Here is a 20,902-nt window from a genome sequence, read left to right as displayed (position 1 = left end):
CGGAGATTCCCGGTCCGAACCCGACACTTGTCCGCCGACCAATCCTTGTTAGGGTAGCGGCACGCCGGGCCAATCAAGACTCGGCGGCAAAGACATGCGCCCTCGGAGAGATTCAGATGGAAAAATTCGGTGTTGGTCAGGCTGTGCGCCGCGAGGAAGACCCGCGACTCCTGCGCGGACGCGGGCTGTTCACAAACGATGTGAACCTTCCCGGCCAGACATACGCGATCCTGCTGCGATCGCCCTACGCCCATGCCGAAATCCGGTCGATCGACACAACGGCAGCCAAGGCCGCGCCCGGCGTACAGGGGGTATTCACGGGCGAGGAAGTCGCCGCGGACAATCTGGGCGTTCCCGGCATGCCCGCCAAGTGGAAGCGCCCCGACGGCGAACCCATGAAGTATCGCCCGCAGCCGCCGCTGGCGCTGGGCCGCGTGCGCTATGTGGGCGACCCCGTGGCGCTGGTCGTCGCCGACACCCTCAATCAGGCACGTGATGCCGCCGAACTGATCGATGTGGACTATCAGGACCTGCCCTCGATCACCGACACCGCGAAAACCGTCGAACCCGATGCGGCGCTCGTGTGGGACGATTCCTCCGACAACGTCTCGGGCCAGTTCCAGGCGGGCGACGCCGACGCCGTGGAAGCCGCCTTCGCAAACGCCGCGCGCATCGTGAAACGCCGCTTCGTCATCAGCCGGGTTTTCGCCCAGTATATGGAGCCGCGCGGCGCCATCGGCACCTATGACGAGCACGAAGACCGCTACACCCTGCATGCCGACGTCCAATACCCCCATCGCGTCCGCCAGCTCCTGTCGGAGAAGATTTTCGGCATCCCCGAGCAGGCGATGCGGGTTGTGGCGCGCGACGTGGGCGGCGGCTTCGGCACCAAGGGCTGGCAGTATGCCGAGCACCGGCTGGTGCTGTGGGCATCGCGCAAGATCGGTCGCCCCGTGAAATGGAATTGCGAACGCAGCGAGGCCGTCCAGGCCGATGAGCATGGCCGCGACAATGTCACGGAGGCCGAACTCGCCTTCGATGCCGACAACAATGTGATCGGCCTGCGGGTCAGCACGATTGCGAATATCGGCGCCTATCTCTCGGCGATCCGGAACCTGCTGTCGGTATTCGCCAATGTGGGCACCCTGATCGGGGTGTACGACATCCCGGCAGCGCATGTGACCGTGCGCACGGTACATTCGAACACCAACCCGACCGCGCCTTATCGCGGCGCGGGACGGCCCGAGGCGACTTTCGTGATCGAACGCATGTTCGACGAATCCGCACGCGAATTGGGTGTCGACCCGGCCGAATTGCGCGCCCGGAACATGATCGCGTCAGACGCGATGCCGGTGAAAACGGCGCTCGGCCTTTCCTATGATTGCGGCGCTTTCACGGAAAACCAGGCGAAGGCCCTGGAGATGGCCGACTATGCCGGCTTCGCGGCACGGCGCGAGGATTCATCCGCGCGCGGAAAACTCCGGGGGATCGGCATCTCCAACCCGATCGAGCGGGCGGGATCACCGTCACCGGATTTCGCTGAGGTGCGATTCAACACCGACGGCAGCGCCACGGTCCTGATGGGCACCAAGAGCCAGGGCCAGGGCCATGAAACCATGTACAAGCAGATCGTCGGCGAGCGGCTCGGCCTCGACCCGCGTGAAGTACGTGTCATCGACGGCGACACCGACCGGGTCGCCTTCGGCATCGGCACGATGGGTTCACGCTCAACAGTAATCGGCGGGTCGGCGCTCTACTACGCCTCCGAGAAAGTGATCGACAAGGCACGCCGGATCGCGGCCCACCTGCTCGAAGCCGACGGCGCCGATCTTGAATTTGCCGACGGCATCTTCACGATCGCCGGCACGGACAAGACAATCACCCTGAAGGAAGTGGCCAAGGCCTCGTTCATGCCCGCCAGGCTACCGGCGGGCATCGAGCCGGGGCTCTACGAGACCGCGACATTCTCTCCCGAGGACGACACCTATCCCAACGGCAGCCATGTCTGCGAGGTCGAGATCGATCCGGACACGGGCGTCGTGACGCCGGTCGGCTACTGGGTGGTCGATGACGTCGGCATTATGGTCAACCCGACCATCGTGAAGGGTCAGATCCATGGCGGGATCGCCCAGGGGCTCGGCCAGGTGCTCATGGAGCAGGTGGTCTACGATCCCGACAGCGGCCAGTTGCTGAGCGGGTCGTTCATGGACTATGCGATGCCGCGCGCAGACAATCTCCCCGACATCGAGATTGTCGGCAACGGCGTCCCGACCCAGCGCAACCCGCTGGGCGTCAAGGGTGCGGGCGAGGCCGGCACCGTGGGGGCACTACCGGCCATGATGAACGCGGTTATGAACGCGCTCGCGGAGGTCGGGGTCGAGGATCTCGACATGCCCGCAACGCCCGACCGGGTCTGGCGGGCGATCGCGGAAGCCCGCGCCTGACGTTGCGGTGCGAGTTTAGCGGCGGCGGAACCAGATAACGCCGGCCACGACGCCGACGGCCAGCAGCACCAGCAGATGATCGATCCCAAGCACGGGATGACCCGCACCGGCACTGTGCTCGAAACCCGTGACATGGGCAAACGCCGGCACGGCTGCGATGGTTGCAGCAAATGTGACGGCGGCGGCGAAAAACTTCTGCATCTTGATCATCCTGTTGGCTTCTTATTGAGCAGCGGCACTGGCCGAATGGCCTGAGGCACTACCAGATTTATCCTCGAACCCGCCCGCAGTCAAAACGAAGCTGGCGACGTCTTCGAGACCGAGCCCCGTCTTGAGGTTGGTGAACAGGAACGGACGTTCGCCGCGCATCTTGCGCGAATCCCGATCCATCACGTCGAGGTCGGCACCCACATACGGTGCGAGATCGATCTTGTTGATCACCAGAAGGTCGGACCGGGTGATGCCCGGGCCACCCTTGCGGGGGATCTTGTCTCCGGCCGACACGTCGATCACATAGATCGTGATGTCGGCGAGTTCAGGGGAGAAGGTCGCCGCCAGATTGTCGCCGCCGGATTCGATGAGCACAATGTCGAGCGCAGGAAAGCGTCCCACCATCTCGGAAATCGCCGCGAGATTGATCGAGGCATCCTCGCGGATCGCCGTGTGCGGGCAGCCGCCGGTCTCAACACCCATGATCCGTTCCGGCGGCAACGCGCCCGACCGGGTCAGAAACTGGGCGTCCTCCTCGGTGTAGATGTCGTTCGTGATGGCCGCGATATCGTAGTCATCACGCAGATTCTTGCAGAGCGCATCCATGAGCGCGGTTTTCCCGGTACCGACCGGGCCGCCGATGCCGACGCGAAAGGGTTTGGTCATGATCGAAATAACCTCGAATATTGAGTTTCATGTTTGCTGGACGCCCAGTCGACCATAATGGCCGCCGAACCCATATCTTCGACCGGTCGGGCGAGCGCCGCCGCAGCCGCCGCAACAATTACCGGCTCAAGCATCGCCAGGACCTGCAAGCCGTCGCTCTGGCCCAACGGGATCGCGCGCACCCCCGCCGACACAATGTTTGCGGCGAAGCCGTGCAGATAGGCTTCGAGGCCCGGCAACACCGGTATGCCATGATCGGCCGCTGCCGCGCCGACCGCCACCGGATAGGCGATGGCCCGCTCCGTGGCCGAGGACATTTCCTGCAGGCGGCGCACCGATGGGCTGGGCCAATGACGTGCAGCCGCGTCGGCAAACGCAATCCCCTGGCTGGTTGTCTCGAGGCCCAGTTCGCGCGTGGGCTGCATGGCGTCACCGCGCTCCAGAACCCAGGCGAGGCCGTGCGGATCGTCCCCCGTCGCCGCATCATGCGCCGCGCGGAAAAGGGCCGCATCGACCCGCCCCGCACCGGACGAAACAATCGTCTCGACCCAGGACGACAGCTCGTCCCGGTCGGTGACCATGCCGGTCTCGACAGCGGCCTCGAGACCATGGGAGTAGCTGAACGCGCCGACGGGGAAAGCCGGTGATAGCCAGGTCATCAGGCGCTGCAGGCGCGCGCCGGAAAGCGACATTTCAGTGGTCATGGCTGTGACCTGCACCGTCGTCGTAAGCGCCGGGCTCGGGATCGAAGGAGGCAACCCTGGCCTCGACGTCGGCACCGAGGCGAACGAGCATCTGCTCGATCACATGATCGGCGCGAATGCGGAGCGTGCCATCGCCGAGCACCTGGGTCGGCAGGTGACGGTTGCCGATATGCCAGGCCATACGCACGGTATCGCGCGGATCATCGCAGCGTATGTCGAGCACGTCTTCAACCGCCGCGCGAACATGCACGACTCCGCCCGTCTCCAGGCGCAGCCCGTCCCCGTCGCCCATCCGGGTGGCATGGTCCAGATCGAGCAGGAATGCGTCGCCCGCGTCATCGACCAGGCGCACCCGGCGGCGATGGCGGTCGTCGAACGCCAGGGTCACCGTGGCGACGGCGTCGGTCTCCGGCCAACTGCCGGCCCCCAAAACCTCGATGGCGCGGCGCTGGGTCAAAACAGGAAGTACCGCTGGGCCATGGCCAGCTCCTCCGCCGGTTCACAGGTCAGCAATTCACCGTCCGCGCGCACCTCATAGGTCTCCGGGTCGACCTCCATATCGGGGGTCGCATCGTTCAGGATCATGTCCTTCTTGGTCACCGAACGTGTGCCTGATATCGGCAACAACTCCCGTGCAAGGCCGAGTTGCGCGGCCATATCCGTCCCCGCCGCGGCGGCAGAGACGAACGTCACTGCGCTCGCAGTCTGCGACGCGCCGAAACTGCCGAACATCGGCCGGTAGTGCACCGGCTGGGGGGTCGGGATCGAGGCGTTGGGGTCACCCATGGCTGCGCCGGCGATCGTGCCGGCCTTGACGATCAGGTCCGGTTTCACGCCGAAGAACATGGGCTTCCACAGCACCAGATCGGCCAGTTTGCCGGCCTCGACCGAGCCCACATGGTCGGCGATCCCGTGACACAGCGCCGGATTGATCGTGTATTTGGCGATATAACGGCGCACGCGCAGATTGTCATTGTCGCCGGCCTCGCCGGGCAGTGCGCCACGCTGGCGTTTCATCTTGTCGGCCGTCTGCCAGGTCCGAATCACCACCTCGCCGACCCGGCCCATCGCCTGGCTGTCGGACGCGATCATCGAGAATGCGCCGAGATCATGCAGGATATCTTCCGCCGCGATCGTCTCGCGCCGGATCCGGCTTTCGGCGAACGCGACATCCTCGGGAATGCGGGAATCCAGATGGTGGCAGACCATCAGCATGTCGAGATGTTCGTCGACCGTGTTGATCGTGTAGGGCCGCGTCGGGTTGGTCGAGGACGGCAATACGTTCTCCTCGCCACATAAACGAATGATGTCCGGCGCGTGGCCACCCCCGGCGCCCTCCGTGTGAAACGCGTGGATCGTGCGCCCCTTGAAGGCGGCGATCGTATCTTCCACAAAACCGGATTCATTCAATGTATCGGTATGGATCGCGACCTGAACGTCCATCTCCTCGGCGACGGACAGGCAGGCATCGATCGCCGCCGGGGTCGTGCCCCAGTCTTCATGCAACTTGAGGCCGCATGCGCCGCCATCCACCTGCTCTTTCAGGGCGTCGGGCAGCGTCGCGTTACCCTTGCCGAAGAAGCCGAGATTAACCGGGAAGCCTTCGGCGGCCTGAATCATGCGCGCCAGATGCCACGGGCCCGGTGTGCAGGTGGTCGCGTTGGTGCCTTCGGCCGGTCCGGTGCCCCCGCCGAGCATCGTCGTGACCCCGGAATACAGGGCCTCCTCGATCTGCTGCGGGCTGATCCAGTGGATATGCGCATCGATGGCGCCGGCGGTGACGATCCGGCCTTCGCCCGCAATGACCTCCGTGCCCGGCCCGATGACTATATCGATTCCCGGCTGGACGTCGGGGTTTCCCGCCTTCCCCACGCCGGTGATGCGGCCGTCGCGGATGCCGATATCGGCCTTCACGATTCCCCAGTGATCGACGATCAGCGCATTGGTAATGACGGTATCCACGGCACCATCCGCACGGCTGGCCTGGGATTGTCCCATGCCGTCACGGATGACCTTGCCGCCGCCGAATTTGACCTCTTCGCCATAGATCGTGTGGTCGCGCTCGACCTCGATCACGAGTTCGGTGTCGGCCAGTCGGACCCGGTCGCCGACTGTGGGGCCGAACATGGAGGCGTAGTCGGAATGATTGATCGAATAGGCCATCGTCTACTCCTCCAGCGCGCCGTTGACGCGACCGTTGAAGCCGAACACCCGCCCCGATCCGGCATAGCGGACAAGCGCGACCTCACACGTCTGTCCGGGCTCGAACCGGACGGCGGTCCCGGCCGGGATGTCGAGCCGGAACCCGCGCGCGGCATCCCGGTCGAATTCCAGCGCGCCGTTCGTCTCGTGAAAATGAAAATGGGATCCGACCTGGATCGGCCGGTCGCCGGTGTTGGCGACCGACAGGGACAGCGTCTCGCGGCCGTCGTTCAGAATGATGTCGCCGTCGGCGGGGAAGATTTCACCTGGGATCATGTCTGGCTCACCGGATCGGGTTGTGGACGGTGACCAACTTGGTCCCGTCGGGAAAAGTCGCCTCGACCTGGACGTCGTGGATCATCTCCGCGATCCCCTCCATCACATCGGCCCGGGTCAGGACCTCGCCCCCCGCGCTCATCAGATCGGCGACCGAACGCCCGTCGCGCGCGCCCTCGACGACAAAATCGGAGATCAGCGCGATCGCCTCGGGATAATTGAGCTTCACGCCGCGCGCCATGCGCTTGCGCGCCACGTCGGCGGCCAGCGCGACGAGAAGCTTATCCTTTTCTCGGGGTGTCAGATGCATATTGTCGTTCCTTCTAGATCGCCCAGAGACGCGGCATCGCCGCCGGCAAATCCGCCAGATGGTGCCTGAACTCGGCCCAGAATTTCCCATAAGCGTCGCGCAGGCGCCGGGCATCGCGGTCGAGCCAGCGCACGATCAGCACATCGCCGACGCAGGTCGCACCCACGCAAAGCCCGGCTGGATCCAGGCCTTCGGGTAACAGTTCCCGGGCCAGCGGCAAGGCGGAGGATGCGTCGTCGCTCACGAAGACAATACTGGCGAAGGCATGGGCGCCGTTGAGGCCGGCATTCGCGGCCAGGATCGCGCGCAAATCGCCATCCAGATGCACCGCATCCGCCCAGACGAGGCGATCTTCGCGCCTAACATCCCACGCCTCGTGGATGAGCCCGCCGGTCAGGCTTTCGCCCATTGCCGTGCGTCCGAGGACGATGATCTCCCCCGCCAGAACCTGCGCGCCGGGCGCGGCCTCAACGACCGTCCGCCGGCGTAGCCGCGCCGTATCGAAGATAATGGTTTCCTGGGGCAGCCATTCGAGCCAACTGCCCGGTTCGGCGATCAGGGACATGTCAATGCACACATCCGCGCCCGTCGAACGGTAGATTTTTTCGGCCGCCTGTCCGACGATCCGTCCCACCGCCCCGGCGCCACAGCGAATTTCGATGGACAATGTATCCCCGCCGACCAGCCCGCCGGACGTGGTCACGAGGGTACCCGTCTCGGGCTCGCCTGCCCCGGCATTCGGAAACAGGATTCGCAGCGGGTCGCTTTGATACAGATGCGCCAGGCGGGTGCGGCCGCCAGCGTCAACGAACTCGATCTCTGCCCGCCCCGATGCCATCTGTATCCAACCTGCCTGATTAGACCGTAAGGTGCCGACGAATCTCGGATTCGGGCAAATCGCCGATCGGCCCGGATAGGACGATCTCCCCCCGGTCCATCACCGCCACGTCGTCGGCCAGATCACGGGCAAATTCGTAATATTGCTCGACCAGCAGGATCGCCATGTCGCCGCTGCCGGCGAGCAGGCGGATCACCGCCTCGATATCCTTGATGATCGACGGCTGGATACCCTCGGTGGGCTCGTCGAGGACCAGCAGCTTCGGCTGGGTTACCAGTGCCCGGCCGATGGCAAGCTGCTGTTGCTGACCGCCGGACAGGTCTCCGCCTCGGCGCCCGAGCATATCCGACAGGACAGGAAACAACTCGAACACCTGGTCGGGAATACGCGCCTCGCTGCGCGGCAGACAGGCAAAGCCGGTCATCAGATTCTCCTCGACACTGAGCCGGGGAAACACATCACGCCCCTGGGGCACATAGGCGATCCCGCGCCGGGCACGTGCGAACGGCGCCAGGCGGGCGATATTCTCGCCATCCCATGTGACCGACCCGCTGCGGATGGGCGTGTGCCCCGTCAGGCCCCGCAGAAACGACGTCTTGCCGACGCCGTTGCGCCCGAGCAAACAGGTGATCTTGCCGCGTGTGGCCGAAATATGCGCGCCACGCAGGATATGACTGGCGCCGTAGTAGAGATTGATGTCGGTGGCTTCGAGCATGATCAGCGTCCCAGATAGACTTCGATAACGCGCGGGTCGGACTGGACAGTGTCCATCGAGCCTTCCGCAAGGACACTGCCCTCATGCAGTACCGAGACCGTGCAATCGAGATTGCGCACAAATTCCATATCGTGCTCGACGACGACCAGCGAATGGTCCTTGGCAATCTCCATCAGCAGCGCCACCGTCTGCTCGGTCTCCGCGTCGCTCATGCCGGCCACAGGCTCATCGAGCAGCATCAGCTCCGGCTCCTGCGCCAGCAACATGCCGATCTCGAGCCACTGCTTCTGACCGTGGCTGAGGTCGCCGGCCAGATCCGCGCGCCGCTCCGTCAGCCGGATTGTTTCCAGGGTCGCCTCGATCCGGGTCAATTGCTCGCCGCGGATACGCGCAAACAACGTCTCGGCGATCGTCCGCTTGGTCTTCTGCGCGAGATAGATATTCTCGAAGACCGAAAGGCTCTCGAACACCGTCGGCTTCTGAAATTTCCGGCCGATGCCCAGATTGGCGATATCGGTCTCGTCGAGATGGGTGAGATTCACGTCGTCGGCAAAAAGCACGCGGCCCGTATCGGGACGGGTCTTGCCGGTGACCACGTCCATCATCGTCGTCTTGCCCGCGCCGTTCGGCCCGATGATCGCGCGCATTTCGCCGCGCCGGATGATCAGGTTCAGGCTGTTGAGCGCCTTGAAACCGTCAAAACTGACCGACACACCTTCGAGATAGAGGATTGATGGTTCGTTCGCGGTCAGGGGGGCGCCCTCGGGCGCTCGATCAAGCATCGGCACGACGCAGCCTCCGTCCGATCGCCGCGGTCAATTCACCCGAGCGCAGCGATTTGTAGACCCCGACGATCCCGTTGGGCATGGCGAGGGTCACCAGAATGAACAGGGCGCCGAGGAAGAACAGCCAGATTTCCGGCGCGGCGGCGGTGAAATAGGTCCGCGCGCCGTTGACTGCGAACGCCCCGATAATCGCACCGAACAAGGTGCCGCGCCCGCCCACGGCGACCCAGATCGCCATCTCGATGGATTTGGCGGGCGCGAACTCGCCCGGGTTGATGATGCCCACCTGGGGCACATAGAGCGCACCCGCGAGCCCGGCGAGCATGGCCGACAATGTGAAGACGAACAGCTTCGCGTTGGTGACGGAATAACCGAGGAAACGGACCCGGCTCTCCGCGTCGCGCACCGCGATCAGGAGCCGGCCGAGCTTCGAACTCACCACGGCCCGGCAGATCAGATAGACAAGCAGGAGGGCGACGGCCGTCGCGGTATACAGACCGACCTTGGTCGTATCGCGCGACAGTTCGAAACCCAGGATATCCTTGAAGTCGGTCAGGCCGTTATTGCCGCCGAAGCCCATCTCGTTGCGGAAGAAGGCGAGCATGAAGGCAAACACCATCGCCTGGCTGATGATGGAGAAATAGACACCCGTGATCCGGGAACGGAAGGCGAGCCAGCCGAAGACGAAGGCCAGTGCCCCGGGAACCGCCAGCACCATCAGGGCGGCAACCCAGAAATGGTCGAAGCCGAACCAGTACCAGGGCACTGAATCCCAGTTCAGGAACACCATGAAATCCGGTAGATCCGGGTTGCCGTAGACGCCCCGTTCGCCGATCTGACGCATCATGTACATGCCCATGGCGTAGCCGCCGAGCCCGAAGAACGCGCCATGGCCCAGACTGAGAATGCCCGCATAACCCCAGATCAGATCAAGCGACAGGGCCAGGATCGCGAAGGCCAGATACTTGCCCAGGGTCGCGACCCAGAAGGTCGAGAGATGAAAGAACGAGCCTTCCGGCACGGCGAGATTGAGAAACGGCACGACGAAGATCGCGACGAAGCCCAGCGCCAGGATGGTGGTCCAGCCGCGCTTGCTTTCCATGGCCAGAAGCCGTGCTGAGATCGGTCCCATTTTCTGTTCCTCCGATCAGGACTCGGCTGCACGCCCTTTGAGGGCGAACAATCCGCGTGGGCGTTTCTGGATGAACAGGATGATGATCACGAGCACGACCACCTTGCCGAGGATGGCGCCGGAGACCGGTTCGAGGAACTTGTTGACGATCCCGAGACTGAAGGCGCCGACGATCGTGCCCCAGAGGCTGCCGACACCGCCGAACACGACGACCATGAAGCTGTCGACGATGAAGTTCTGGCCCAAATTGGGGCTGACATTCGAGATCTGGCTCAACGCCACACCGGCGACGCCGGCAATGCCCGAGCCGAGCGCGAAGGTCAGCGCGTCGACCTGACCGGTACGAATACCCATCGCCGACGCCATGCCGCGATTCTGGGTCACGGCGCGCATTTGCAGACCGAACCGGCTGTAGCGGATGAAGGCCGCAAGGGCCGCCACGACCATGATGCAGAATATGACGATATAGATGCGGTTGAGGGTCACGGAAACACCACCGCCGAACGAAACCGCACCGGCAATCCAGTCCGGGTTGGCGACCTCTCGGTTGTTGGCCCCGAACAGCGACCGCACGAGTTGCTGCAGGATAAGGCTGACGCCCCATGTCGCAAGCAGGGTCTCAAGCGGCCGGCCATACAGGAAACGAATACAACCGCGCTCGATCAGCACACCGAACGCGGCGGCCACGAAGAAGGCTGCCGGAATGGAAACCAGCACATAAAGCCCGAAAAACTCCGGTGATACTGTCGCGCGGAAAATTTCCTGGACGATGAAGGTTGTGTAGGCCCCCAACATGATCATCTCGCCATGGGCCATGTTGATCACGCCCATGACGCCAAACGTGATCGCCAAACCGATCGCGGCGAGCAAAAGCACGGAGCCCAGGCTAAGCCCGAAGATCAGGTTCTCCGCAATCCCAAACAGCGCCAGCCGGTCGTTGATGTCGTCGACCGCCTCCTGAAGTGCCGCGCGCACCTCCGCGTCCGGTTCGACCGGCGCACCATCGATTTCGAGAAGCCGCTGCTCGAGCGCCGACTTGATGTCGGGATCGCTCCGCTCCGCCAAGGTCGCGACGGCGGCGAAGCGCAAGGCTGTATCGTCAGACGCAAGCTCCAGCATCGCGATACCCGTCTCGAGCGTGTCTCGGATCCTGGATACCGTCTCGCGATCCCGCGCTCTTTTTAGCAACGTCAGCGCATCATCGGTCGGGCTGGCAATGACATTCCGTGCCGCCTCCAACCGGTCGTCCGCGTTTGGACTGAAGAGTGCGAGCTGACCGAGAACACCACGGATCTGTCCGCGCAGCTTGTTATTGGCGATGATTTTCTTGAGTTCACGGCTGCCCGCCGTCTCAAGGGCTTCCGCAGTGACGGGGCTTGTTACGTTGAACACGTCCCCGGCCCGTTCGGCGATGACGACAAGCTTGTCGGCCTTGCGTCGATAAAGCCGACCGTCGGCAATGGCCTGAAGCACGTCTATAGCGCGTTCGTCGCCCAACGCGCCCAGCGCGTCGATAGCTGCGGCCTTGTCGGAGAATTTGCGTTCGTCCAGTGCCTGGACCGCATTCGCGAAGGGATCGTCTGCGGTGGTTGCAGACTGTGCGGTGGCGGGCGCCGATACCGCTGCCATGAGCACCAGAAACATCAACACACCGCCCAAGAGGGCAATGATGCCGTTTGGACGCACTGCGCCCGTGGAATGGCCCGTAGCCATAAGAAACCGTCCCGATTTAGCGTTTGAATTATTATTTATTGTTTGGGGCCGGTACCGGCCGCCCCGGAAATTACAGGGCGGCCGACATCGGGTAGGCGCTTAGTTCGTCAGGTGTTTCGGCTTCTCGCAGTTGCCGCAGACCCAGGGGTAGGTCCAGTCGGCGGTGAGCTTGGCACTTTCGGGAATGAAGTCACTCCAGGCATCACCCACGACCACACCTTCGGTCTCCCAAACGGTGGCGAACTGGCCGTCGTCCTGAATTTCGCCGATGAGAACCGGCTTGGAGAGATGGTGGTTCGTGTTCATCACGGCCACACCGCCCGTCAGGTTGGGAACTTCCTGGCCATACATGGCCTGGCGGACCGCATCGATGTTCGTTGTGCCGGCCTGCGCGACTGCCTGGGCCCACATGTTGAAGCCGATATAGTGGGCTTCCATCGGGTCATTGAAGACACGCTCGTCGCTGCCGATGAACGCATGCCACTTCGCGATGATGTCAGAATTCTCCGGGGCATCGACGCTCATGAAGTAGTTCCACGCGGCGAGATGGCCGACGAGCGGCGCGGTGTCGATACCGGCAAGCTCTTCTTCACCGACAGAGAAGGCGACGACGGGAATGTCTTCCGCCTTGATGCCCTGGTTGGCGAGTTCCTTGTAGAACGGCACGTTGGCATCACCGTTGATGGTCGAGACCACGGCCGTCTTCTTGCCCGCCGCGGCGAACTTCTTGATGTCCGACACGATGGTCTGCCAGTCGGAGTGTCCGAACGGCGTGTAGTTGATCATGATGTCTTCGGCCGGAACGCCCTTTGCCTTGAGGAAGGCTTCGAGGATCTTGTTGGTCGTGCGGGGATACACATAATCCGTACCCGCGAGAACCCAGCGCTTGGCCGCGCCGCCATCTTCGCTCATCAGATATTCGACAGCGGGAATAGCCTGCTGGTTCGGCGCGGCGCCCGTGTAGAAGATATTGCGCGAGGATTCTTCACCCTCATACTGGACCGGATAGAAGAGCATGCCGTTCAGCTCTTCGAAGACCGGCAGCACCGATTTGCGCGACACCGAGGTCCAGTTGCCGAACACGACATCGACCTTGTGCTGTTCGATCAGCTCACGTGCCTTTTCGGCAAACAGCGGCCAGTCGGATGCCGGGTCGACGACAACAGCCTCAAGCTGCTTGCCGAGCAATCCGCCCTTCTTGTTCTGCTCGTCGATAAGGAACAGCATGACGTCTTTCAGCGCAGTTTCACTGATGGCCATGGTTCCGGACAGGGAATGAAGGATCCCTACCTTGATGGTGTCGGCCGCCTGTGCCGACGCGCTCATCGCCAGCGATCCTGCGAGCACGCTCGCCGCTGCGATGGTCTTTAGGCTTTTGAACATTCTCTGCCTCCGGGCTTTATGGTTGTTGCGATGCAACATAATTAGCAAAGCTCGTGCCAGACAGGCGGAGACTTATAAGGCCTTGAATCCATGTAACTATGATCGTGCGAACCGCCGGAATGGCGAGTTATTGTGCAGGTAAAATGCCTATTTTATGACCATTATAAATTTGATGCCTGTTTTTTATGCACTTCGTGCGCGTATCACAGGGGGCCGATGCTTGCCCGAACCCGGAATTCCGGGCAGCCTTGGCAGTAGCGGCCACGATTGGAGCGGAAAGCCTTGAGAGACCTGACCGGACGCTGTCATTGCGGCAATCTCGTTATTTCCTTTCAAACCAACCTGCCCGCAGCCGATATGGTGCCGCGGGCGTGCCAGTGCTCATTCTGCCGTCTGCATTCGAGCGCGGCCGTCTCGGACCCAACCGGGCATGTCATTTTTCGCGTAAAGAATCCTGACCAGTTGAGCCGCTACACATTTGGGCTCGGCAGCACGGAATTCCTGATTTGCCGGACCTGCGGCGTCTATGTCGGGGCCTTCATGCCCGACAATGATCGCGGTGGCGAACCCGGCAACGAAAAGGCCTTTGCCAACGTCATGACAAGCGTGCTCGACGCGCGCGCAGAGATTTCGAACCCGCCCGTCCCGGTGCACCGGTCACAGGAAAACCTCGAGGAACGACGCGAACGGCGGCGCGCCATGTGGACCCCGGCGACGCTGATTCAGGCGCCGCGGTAGCGTAACCGCGTGGTGGCCAAACGTTACCCGTCAGCCCCGCTAATCGCCGTCCCCATCCGCCCCCGCAGCCGCGAGAATCTGCTGCGCCGCCACGACCACGGGGTTGTCGATCATCTCGCCATCAACAGTCGCGATACCGCCTTTGGCGGCCTCCGACGCAGCGACGATGCGTCGGGCACGCGCGACCTCTTCCTCGCTCGGTGCAAACACCGCATGTATGACACTCACCTGGCGCGGATGAATCGCGATTTTTCCGTCAAACCCCATGCTGCGGATCAATTCCGTATCGCCACGCAGTCCGTCAACGTCGTTGAAATCCGGCCAAATGCCATCGATGGCAGCAATACCGGCCTGCCCGGCCGCCGCGGCAATACGTCCGCGGCCATAGGCCAGGGCCGCAGCGCTCATGTCACTCCCCAGCTCCGCCGCATAATCGGCGGACCCGAATCCCACCGCGACATTGCGCAGAACCGAACCGGCAATCTCTGCGACCCGGTCGAGACCTTCCGCCGATTCAACGACAGGTATCAGGTCGATGTCCTTGTCCGCCGCCGACAGCAGCTCATCGAGCCAGCGCAACTCCTCACCACTCGACGCCTTGGGGATAAACAGTGCGTGCGGTGCCGCATCGCTCGCCAGCAGCGCGAGCAAGTCATGCAGTCCCAACGCGGTGCGGGGGCTGTTGATGCGCAAAACCCAGCGCGGGCCGGCCGGCAAGGGCCCCGCGAGATACGCGAGCGCCGTCGCGCGGGCCGTCTCCTTGTCGTCCCGTGCTACCGCGTCCTCAAGATCGATGCACACCATATCGGCACCCGCCGCAGCGGCTTTCTCGAACCGGTCGGGACGGGTCGCGGGAACAAACAACAAGCTTCGCCAGAGATTAGGCATCGCGATATTCCTTGGGATTGGGCCACATTTGATCAACGATCGGAACCAAGATCAGCCTGATGCATATTCATGTCAATTCCGACAGACGCGACATTCCTGAATGAGTGATTCACCCGCCGCTTCGCGACGCCTCTGGCTGGTCCTGTTCGCTGTCACACTTGTGCAGGTACTGGCCACGTACGCCAGTTTGACAGTCGCCGCCATTGCGCCGGCCGTGGCCGACGGCGTCGGCGTTCCGGTGGAGTTTATCGGCTTCCAGGTCGCCGTGATCTATACCGGCGCATCATCCGTTTCGGCACTGTCGGATTTTTTGCTCCGACGCTGGGGGCCGGCGCGCGTGAGCCAGATCAGCCTGGGCCTGTGCGGTGGCGGCGCGGCCTTGTCGGCCATCCCATCGGTCCCGGTCATGGCGCTCGGGGCGTTGTGCCTGGGGTTTGGCTACGGGATGACCAACCCGTCGGCGACCCAAGTATTGATGAAACTGACCCCCAACAGCGCGCGCAACTTCGTTTTTTCAGTGAAACAGACCGGCGTACCGTTTGGCGGCATGGCCGCAGGTCTCATCGCGCCCGGTGCCACGGAAGCGTTCGGCTGGCAGGCCGCGCCACTGATCGTGGCGGTGTGCTGCGTGGTCCTGATGTTCGCCCTCCAACCCTGGCGCAACAGCTGGGATGCGGACCGAAATCCGGGCGCGCGGCTCGACGCCGGGGCCTTCGCGGCCCTGTCGATGGTCTGGCGTATACCGGCGCTGCGCTGGCTCAGCATCGGCGGGTTCACCTACGCCTTTACCCAGCTCTCGCTCTCGACATTTGCGGTCACCATTCTGGTGGTCGAGGCACAATTCTCGTTGGTGGCCGCCGGCGCGGTTCTCGCGGCGATCCAGGCGGCCGGCATCATCGGCCGCGTGGCCTGGGGGCTGATCGCCGATCGTTGGGGAATCGGCGACAATTTGCTGATCCTCATGGGCGTGATGAACCTGGCCGGTGCCTTCGCCATGATCTGGATCGGGCCGAACTGGCCAATCTGGATGGTTTACTTCTTTTTCGTCGCCTTCGCGGCGAGCGCGCTCGGCTGGACCGGCGTGTTCATCAGCTCGACGGTTGGGCACGCACCGCGCGAGCAATCCGGCGCAGTGGCCGGCGGGATCGGTGTGCCCGTTTACGCCGGCGTGATTTTCGGAACGGCTGTCCTGTCCGCGCTCGCCGATACGATGGGCAGCGTGTCGAACACATATGCCGTCGTGATGGGGGTTGTTACAGTCGGTCTGATCGCGTTCGTCATGGCCCGCCGCCACGCGCGTTAGGTGCGTGTCAGGCCTTGCCGATCCGCGGCACGTCGGACGAGTGGTCGCCGAACGATTTTTGCAGCACCGAGGTGCTGTTCTCGGCGAGCGCGATGCTCTCGGCAAGATGATTCAGGATCTTGATGTTGTTATTGATCACCGCGGTCGCCTCGGGGCGGCCGTCATCCATTATCTTCGTCGCACGCTGAATGATCTCATTGCGAATGGCCGTGAGAATGACTTCGAGCTTGTACCCGTCAGGGTTCTCGTCGTTCACCAGGAAACCAGACATGATCGCACTCCGCGTTAGATAACGATCGTTCCTTACTAAATCATTGGGATAAACAAACCCTTACCGGGCCAGCGCTTAGTTCAGCACAAACCCGGCATAGCCGCTGGCCGCGACCTCGTCGCATTTGCGGATATACACGGGAAATCCGCCGCTATAGGGCAGGATCACCCGCGGCTTTCCGGGAATGTTGGAGCCGAAGTACCAGGACTGGCAGGTCGCACGGAGCGACAGGTCGCCCACCTCGTTGACATGTTCGACCCAGGATTCTTCGGCCACCGCTTCCGCTTCGATCCGGTGTTTGTCGTGGCGCCGCATATGGTCGATACAATCCGCGATCCAGTCCACATGCTGTTCGATGGAAGGGATCATGTTGGTCAGCACGGACGGGCTGCCCGGCCCCGTGATCGTGAACAGGTTCGGGAATCCGGCGATGCCGAGGCCCAGATAGGCGCGCGGTCCGTCTTCCCACTTATCGCGCAACGCGAGGCCATCCACCCCCTTGATATCAATCCGCTTGAGCGACCCCGTTACCGCATCGAAACCGGTCGCAAGGACCAACGCATCGACCTCGTAGACCTGACTGTCGACGCACACACCCTCCTGTGTGATCCGGTCGATCGGCGCCTTGCTGATATCGACCAGGGAGACATTGTCGCGATTGTACGCCTCGTAATAGTCGGTCCCGACGCAAAGTCGCTTGCACAGAAACAGCTGTTTGGGCGCGAGCAGCTCCGCGGTCTGCGGATCGTCGACAATTTCGCGGATCTTGTCCCGGATAAATTCCGACGCGGTTTCGTTGGCTTCGTCGCTGGTCTGGAAGTCCGCATAGGCGGCCATGAAGGCCAGCCCCCCCTGGGCCCAGCGCGCCTCATACTCACGGTCGCGTTCCTCTTTCGAAACCGCCAATGCCGACGGGCCGGCGACGGGGAAATAATTACCCGAGAAGCTTTCCTTCGCCCGCGCGCGCAACTCGGGATAGTTGGCCTTGATCTCGGCCACCTCGTCGGCCTCCATCGGCCGGTTTCGGGACGGAATCACATAGTTCGCGGTTCTTTGAAACACGTGGAGATGGGCGGCCTGTTCGGCGATCACGGGAATCGACTGCACACCCGAAGACCCTGTCCCGATCAGCGCGACCCGCTTGCCCGTGAAATCCACGCCATCGTCCGGCCAATGGGCCGTGTGGTATGTCTCGCCCGCAAACGCCTCTAGCCCATCGAATTCTGGGTAGTTCACCGCCGACAGACACCCCGTAGCCATGATGCAGTAGCGTGCCGACATGCTGGCGCCGTCGCCTGTCACGATACGCCAAAGACCGGCGTCCTCATCCCAGGCCGTGGAATCGACACGCGTCTCGAATTTGATATCGGGGCGCAACTCAAACCGGTCGGCGACATGGCAGGCATATTTATGGAGGTCGGCCTGCGACGGATAGCGTTCCGGCCAGTCCCATTCCTGCTGGAGTTCCTCGGAGAACTGATAGGAATAGAACATCGTCTCCGTGTCGACGCGCGCACCGGGATAACGGTTCCAGTACCAGGTGCCGCCGACATCGGCCCCGGTTTCGAACACCCGCACCGACAGGCCGAGCCCGCGCAACCGGTGCAGCATATACATGCCGGCAAACCCGGCACCGACGACAATGGCATCAAAATCAGGGGTATTCTTCGTCATCGCAGGCTTCAGGCACCCATCATTTCGCGGGCCAGTTCGAGGTTCGACGGGTCGGGTTCCAACTCACCCGCCTGAATGCGCCGGGTGATCTCGGTCACGGCCGCGTTGACCGGCGTCGCCTGGCCCTGTTTCGCGCCTTCATTAACCACAAGCCCATTGATCAGATCGACCTCGCTGTAGCGGCCCTTCAAATGATCCTGGAGGACACAGTCACGGGCCGCCGGGCCGATATCGGCCGCCAGCTTGTCGAGCATCTTTTCGAGCAATCGGTTGGTGTCCTTCACATCCTCCGGCGTTAGTCCGAAGATCGGCTGGATCGTGTGGCCCAGCGTCTGGCCGACCGCGAGCGCCTCGGTGCCGGCCCGAAGCGTGAACTCCCGCATCCCCGGAATCTTCATCGCCTCATACAGGGTCAGGCCGAGCATCGCGAGCGGGCCAAGACACATGGTGTTGACCACCAGCTTCATCCATTTGGCGGAAATGATCTCGTCCGAAATCGAGACATTGCCGACATGGGACAGCAGTTCCTCGATCTCGCCGACACGCCCGGCTGTCGCCGCGTTGACGGCGCCGATCCCGAACCAGGTGTGATCGCGCGTCGTGTTCCGTTGCACAATGCCCGGTGTAAAAATCTCGGACGACATCTCCATGACACAGCCCAGGGTGCGCTCGGGGCCGACAATCTCCTCGATATCGTCGAGCATCATCGCGTTTTGGACCCCCACCAGGAGGCCGTCTTCCTTGAGGTAGGGCTTGATAAGCTCGCAGGCCCAGCGCGTGTCGTAGGCCTTTACCATCACCAGCACGACGTCGAACATCTCGTTGAGCGTGCAGACATCGCACAGGTGATACGCCTCGACCGGCACGGTGATTGTCTCGGCGGGGAAATCGATCTGCAGCCCATTGGCGCGCATCGCCTCGACATGCGCCGGCCACTGATCGATCAGGACCACATCCAATCCGGCGTGCGTCAGGGCGGCGGCAGTGCCGCCGCCATTGGCACCCGTCCCGACGACTGCGATTTTCTTGCTCATGGATTCCCCCTGCGCTCCGGTGTTCTTCCACCGGGATCATCTTGTGGCGCCCATATTAGGCAAGTTGGAAGCGAATCCCAAAAACCTTGTGAGACCCGCCGCACCGAAACGTGAAGACGAATTATCGCCGCGACGCGTGACCGGGACAGCCCGCGGCCCATAATGACAGGGATGGGACGCGCCACGACCGAACGGCGCGGACAAGGAGGGAAATCATGAGCAACAAATTCGACATCGTCATTATCGGCGGCGGCAATGCGGGCTTCGGCGTGTCTGCCGTGGCCAGCGAAGCCGGCAAAACAATCGCCTTCGTCGAGGAATGGGATTTCGGCGGCACCTGCCCGAACCGGGGCTGCACACCGAAGAAGGTGCTTGTGGCCGCCGCACATGCGCTGCACGAGATCGAGCTGGCCGGTGTGCATGGCATCGATGTGGGAGAACCGAAGCTCGACTGGACGAAGTTGATCGATCGGGAGAAGGACATGATCGATTTCATCCCCGACGCCATGGCCGGGGTCGCGGAAAAGCGGGGCAAGGTGTTCCGCGGCCATGCAAAATTCACGGGCCCGAACAGCATCGACGTGGACGGCACGTCTCTCGAGGCCGACAACATCGTCATCGCGACGGGATCCAAGCCGCGCGGCCTGCCCATCCCGGGTGCCGAGTTGATGATCACCTCGGACGAGGTGCTGTCGGAGCGTGAACAGCCCGAATCCGTGGTCTTCATCGGCGGCGGCGTCATCGCCATGGAATTCAGCCATGTCTATGCGCGCGCGGGGACCGAGGTCACGATCCTCGAGGCGCTGCCCCAACTCCTCCCGCGTCTCGACGCCGACGCCGTTGGCGCCATTCAGGCCGAGACCGAACGGATCGGCGTGACCGTGAAGACCGGCGTAAAAGTGACCGAAATCCGCAAGGATAGCGGCGTCCTGACGGTCGAATTCGAACATGACGGCAAGGCCCGGACTGTCAGCGCGGCGCGCGTGGTCAACGGGGCGGGCCGGGTCGCCAATGTCGACACGCTCGACCTCGAAGCCGGCAACGTGAAACATGACGGCATCGCGGTCGATGTCGATGCGCACCTACGCTCGACCTCCAACCCTTCCGTCTGGGTCTGCGGGGACGCGCTCGTTACCTCGCCCCAGCTTTCGCCCCTTGCCACTTATGAAGGGCGCATCGTCGGCAGGAATATCGTGGAGGGGCCAGTCGAGACGCCTGACTACGCCGTCGTACCGAACTGCGTCTACACGGTCCCGGCGCTGGCCAGCGTCGGCCTGACGGAGCACGAAGCCGAAGAACGGGGAGTGAAGGTCAACGCGACAACCAACGACATGACCGGTTGGTTTTCCGGCAAGGCCTACGGCGAAACGGTAGCCTGGTCGAAGGTTCTGGTCGACGCGGACACGGACCAGATCGTTGGCGCCCAGATGGTTGGACATAGCGGCGAAGAACTGATCCAGCTGTTTGCCTTCGCCATGACACACGGGATTACGGCGAGCCAGATCAAGAACACGCCCACCGCCTTTCCGACCTTCGCATCGGACGTCAAAAATCTGTTCTAGCGAATGCAAAAGGGGCATGACCGCCGCCGGTCATGCCCCTTCCACAAGTCCTGA

General features: G+C 62.8%; 21 protein-coding genes. 4 read left to right on the top strand and 17 right to left on the bottom strand.

All coding sequences use genetic code 11. The annotated features are described in order from the left end of the window. Nucleotides 1-116 precede the first annotated feature (116 nt). Nucleotides 117-2,444 carry a xanthine dehydrogenase family protein molybdopterin-binding subunit gene (locus tag ABJ363_06635; GenBank protein ID MEP4378660.1) on the top strand — a complete coding sequence of 776 codons (2,328 nt, stop codon included), beginning with the start codon at nt 117-119 and terminating at the stop codon, nt 2,442-2,444. Between the two features lie 15 nt (nt 2,445-2,459). Here the strand turns inward: ABJ363_06635 and ABJ363_06630 are convergent, their stop codons facing one another. The 13 genes from ABJ363_06630 to urtA form a co-directional block, all read right to left on the bottom strand. After that, nucleotides 2,460-2,645 carry a HupE/UreJ family protein gene (locus tag ABJ363_06630; protein ID MEP4378659.1) on the bottom strand — a complete coding sequence of 62 codons (186 nt, stop codon included), beginning with the start codon at nt 2,643-2,645 and terminating at the stop codon, nt 2,460-2,462. Between the two features lie 21 nt (nt 2,646-2,666). Further along, nucleotides 2,667-3,320 (bottom strand): urease accessory protein UreG, encoded by a 654-nt coding sequence (gene ureG / locus ABJ363_06625; GenBank protein MEP4378658.1) that lies wholly within the window; start codon nt 3,318-3,320, stop codon nt 2,667-2,669. Further along, nucleotides 3,317-4,024, bottom strand: a complete 708-nt coding sequence (locus tag ABJ363_06620; protein ID MEP4378657.1) for an urease accessory protein UreF — start codon at nt 4,022-4,024, stop codon at nt 3,317-3,319. The genes ureG and ABJ363_06620 overlap by 4 nt, the downstream gene beginning before the upstream one ends. Beyond that, nucleotides 4,014-4,481, bottom strand: a complete 468-nt coding sequence (locus ABJ363_06615; protein ID MEP4378656.1) for an urease accessory protein UreE — start codon at nt 4,479-4,481, stop codon at nt 4,014-4,016. Before ABJ363_06615 ends, ABJ363_06620 begins: the two co-directional genes overlap by 11 nt. Then, on the bottom strand, nt 4,478-6,187 hold the full coding sequence (gene ureC, locus ABJ363_06610) for an urease subunit alpha (protein ID MEP4378655.1): 1,710 nt from the start codon (nt 6,185-6,187) through the stop codon (nt 4,478-4,480). Before ureC ends, ABJ363_06615 begins: the two co-directional genes overlap by 4 nt. Nucleotides 6,188-6,190: 3 nt before the next feature. Continuing rightward, nucleotides 6,191-6,502, bottom strand: coding sequence for an urease subunit beta (locus tag ABJ363_06605; protein ID MEP4378654.1), 312 nt, complete (start codon nt 6,500-6,502; stop codon nt 6,191-6,193). A gap of 7 nt (nt 6,503-6,509) precedes the next feature. Further along, entirely contained in the window at nt 6,510-6,812 is a 303-nt protein-coding gene (locus ABJ363_06600) for an urease subunit gamma (GenBank protein ID MEP4378653.1), read from the bottom strand. 13 nt (nt 6,813-6,825) lie between these two features. Then, entirely contained in the window at nt 6,826-7,650 is an 825-nt protein-coding gene (locus tag ABJ363_06595; protein MEP4378652.1) for an urease accessory protein UreD, read from the bottom strand. A 19-nt stretch (nt 7,651-7,669) separates the two neighbouring features. Then, the gene (gene urtE, locus ABJ363_06590) at nt 7,670-8,365 is read right to left on the bottom strand and encodes an urea ABC transporter ATP-binding subunit UrtE (GenBank protein ID MEP4378651.1); all 696 of its coding nucleotides are present in this window, start codon (nt 8,363-8,365) and stop codon (nt 7,670-7,672) included. 2 nt (nt 8,366-8,367) lie between these two features. Continuing rightward, entirely contained in the window at nt 8,368-9,147 is a 780-nt protein-coding gene (urtD, locus tag ABJ363_06585; protein MEP4378650.1) for an urea ABC transporter ATP-binding protein UrtD, read from the bottom strand. After that, a complete protein-coding gene (gene urtC, locus ABJ363_06580) occupies nt 9,140-10,282 on the bottom strand; it encodes an urea ABC transporter permease subunit UrtC (GenBank protein ID MEP4378649.1) in 1,143 nt (380 codons plus the stop codon). The genes urtD and urtC overlap by 8 nt, the downstream gene beginning before the upstream one ends. A gap of 15 nt (nt 10,283-10,297) precedes the next feature. Further along, nucleotides 10,298-11,995, bottom strand: coding sequence for an urea ABC transporter permease subunit UrtB (gene urtB / locus ABJ363_06575; GenBank protein ID MEP4378648.1), 1,698 nt, complete (start codon nt 11,993-11,995; stop codon nt 10,298-10,300). Between the two features lie 99 nt (nt 11,996-12,094). After that, on the bottom strand, nt 12,095-13,378 hold the full coding sequence (urtA, locus tag ABJ363_06570; protein ID MEP4378647.1) for an urea ABC transporter substrate-binding protein: 1,284 nt from the start codon (nt 13,376-13,378) through the stop codon (nt 12,095-12,097). Nucleotides 13,379-13,840: 462 nt separating this feature from the next. Here urtA and ABJ363_06565 point away from each other — a divergent pair, with 462 nt between their 5' ends. Continuing rightward, nucleotides 13,841-14,116 (top strand): hypothetical protein, encoded by a 276-nt coding sequence (locus ABJ363_06565; protein ID MEP4378646.1) that lies wholly within the window; start codon nt 13,841-13,843, stop codon nt 14,114-14,116. Between the two features lie 39 nt (nt 14,117-14,155). On the opposite strand, the gene ABJ363_06560 is transcribed toward ABJ363_06565, so the two are convergent. Continuing rightward, the gene (locus ABJ363_06560; GenBank protein MEP4378645.1) at nt 14,156-15,004 is read right to left on the bottom strand and encodes a CoA ester lyase; all 849 of its coding nucleotides are present in this window, start codon (nt 15,002-15,004) and stop codon (nt 14,156-14,158) included. Nucleotides 15,005-15,104: 100 nt separating this feature from the next. Here ABJ363_06560 and ABJ363_06555 point away from each other — a divergent pair, with 100 nt between their 5' ends. Next, nucleotides 15,105-16,307 (top strand): MFS transporter, encoded by a 1,203-nt coding sequence (locus ABJ363_06555; GenBank protein MEP4378644.1) that lies wholly within the window; start codon nt 15,105-15,107, stop codon nt 16,305-16,307. 7 nt (nt 16,308-16,314) lie between these two features. Here ABJ363_06555 and ABJ363_06550 read toward each other — a convergent pair whose 3' ends face one another. From ABJ363_06550 to ABJ363_06540, 3 genes are all read right to left on the bottom strand, one after another. After that, nucleotides 16,315-16,578 carry a histidine kinase gene (locus tag ABJ363_06550; GenBank protein MEP4378643.1) on the bottom strand — a complete coding sequence of 88 codons (264 nt, stop codon included), beginning with the start codon at nt 16,576-16,578 and terminating at the stop codon, nt 16,315-16,317. 75 nt (nt 16,579-16,653) lie between these two features. After that, nucleotides 16,654-18,252, bottom strand: a complete 1,599-nt coding sequence (locus ABJ363_06545) for an NAD(P)/FAD-dependent oxidoreductase (protein MEP4378642.1) — start codon at nt 18,250-18,252, stop codon at nt 16,654-16,656. Nucleotides 18,253-18,260: 8 nt separating this feature from the next. Then, nucleotides 18,261-19,286 (bottom strand): 2-dehydropantoate 2-reductase N-terminal domain-containing protein, encoded by a 1,026-nt coding sequence (locus tag ABJ363_06540; protein MEP4378641.1) that lies wholly within the window; start codon nt 19,284-19,286, stop codon nt 18,261-18,263. Between the two features lie 215 nt (nt 19,287-19,501). On the opposite strand from ABJ363_06540, the gene ABJ363_06535 reads away from it, so the two are divergent. Continuing rightward, entirely contained in the window at nt 19,502-20,848 is a 1,347-nt protein-coding gene (locus ABJ363_06535; protein ID MEP4378640.1) for an NAD(P)/FAD-dependent oxidoreductase, read from the top strand. The last annotated feature ends 54 nt before the right edge of the window (nt 20,849-20,902 follow it).

The organism is Alphaproteobacteria bacterium (assembly GCA_039980135.1).
GTDB lineage: Bacteria > Pseudomonadota > Alphaproteobacteria > UBA6615 > UBA6615 > UBA8079.
The sequence above is the reverse complement of the archived record's forward strand: the minus strand, read 5'-3'. Positions and strand labels throughout refer to the sequence as shown.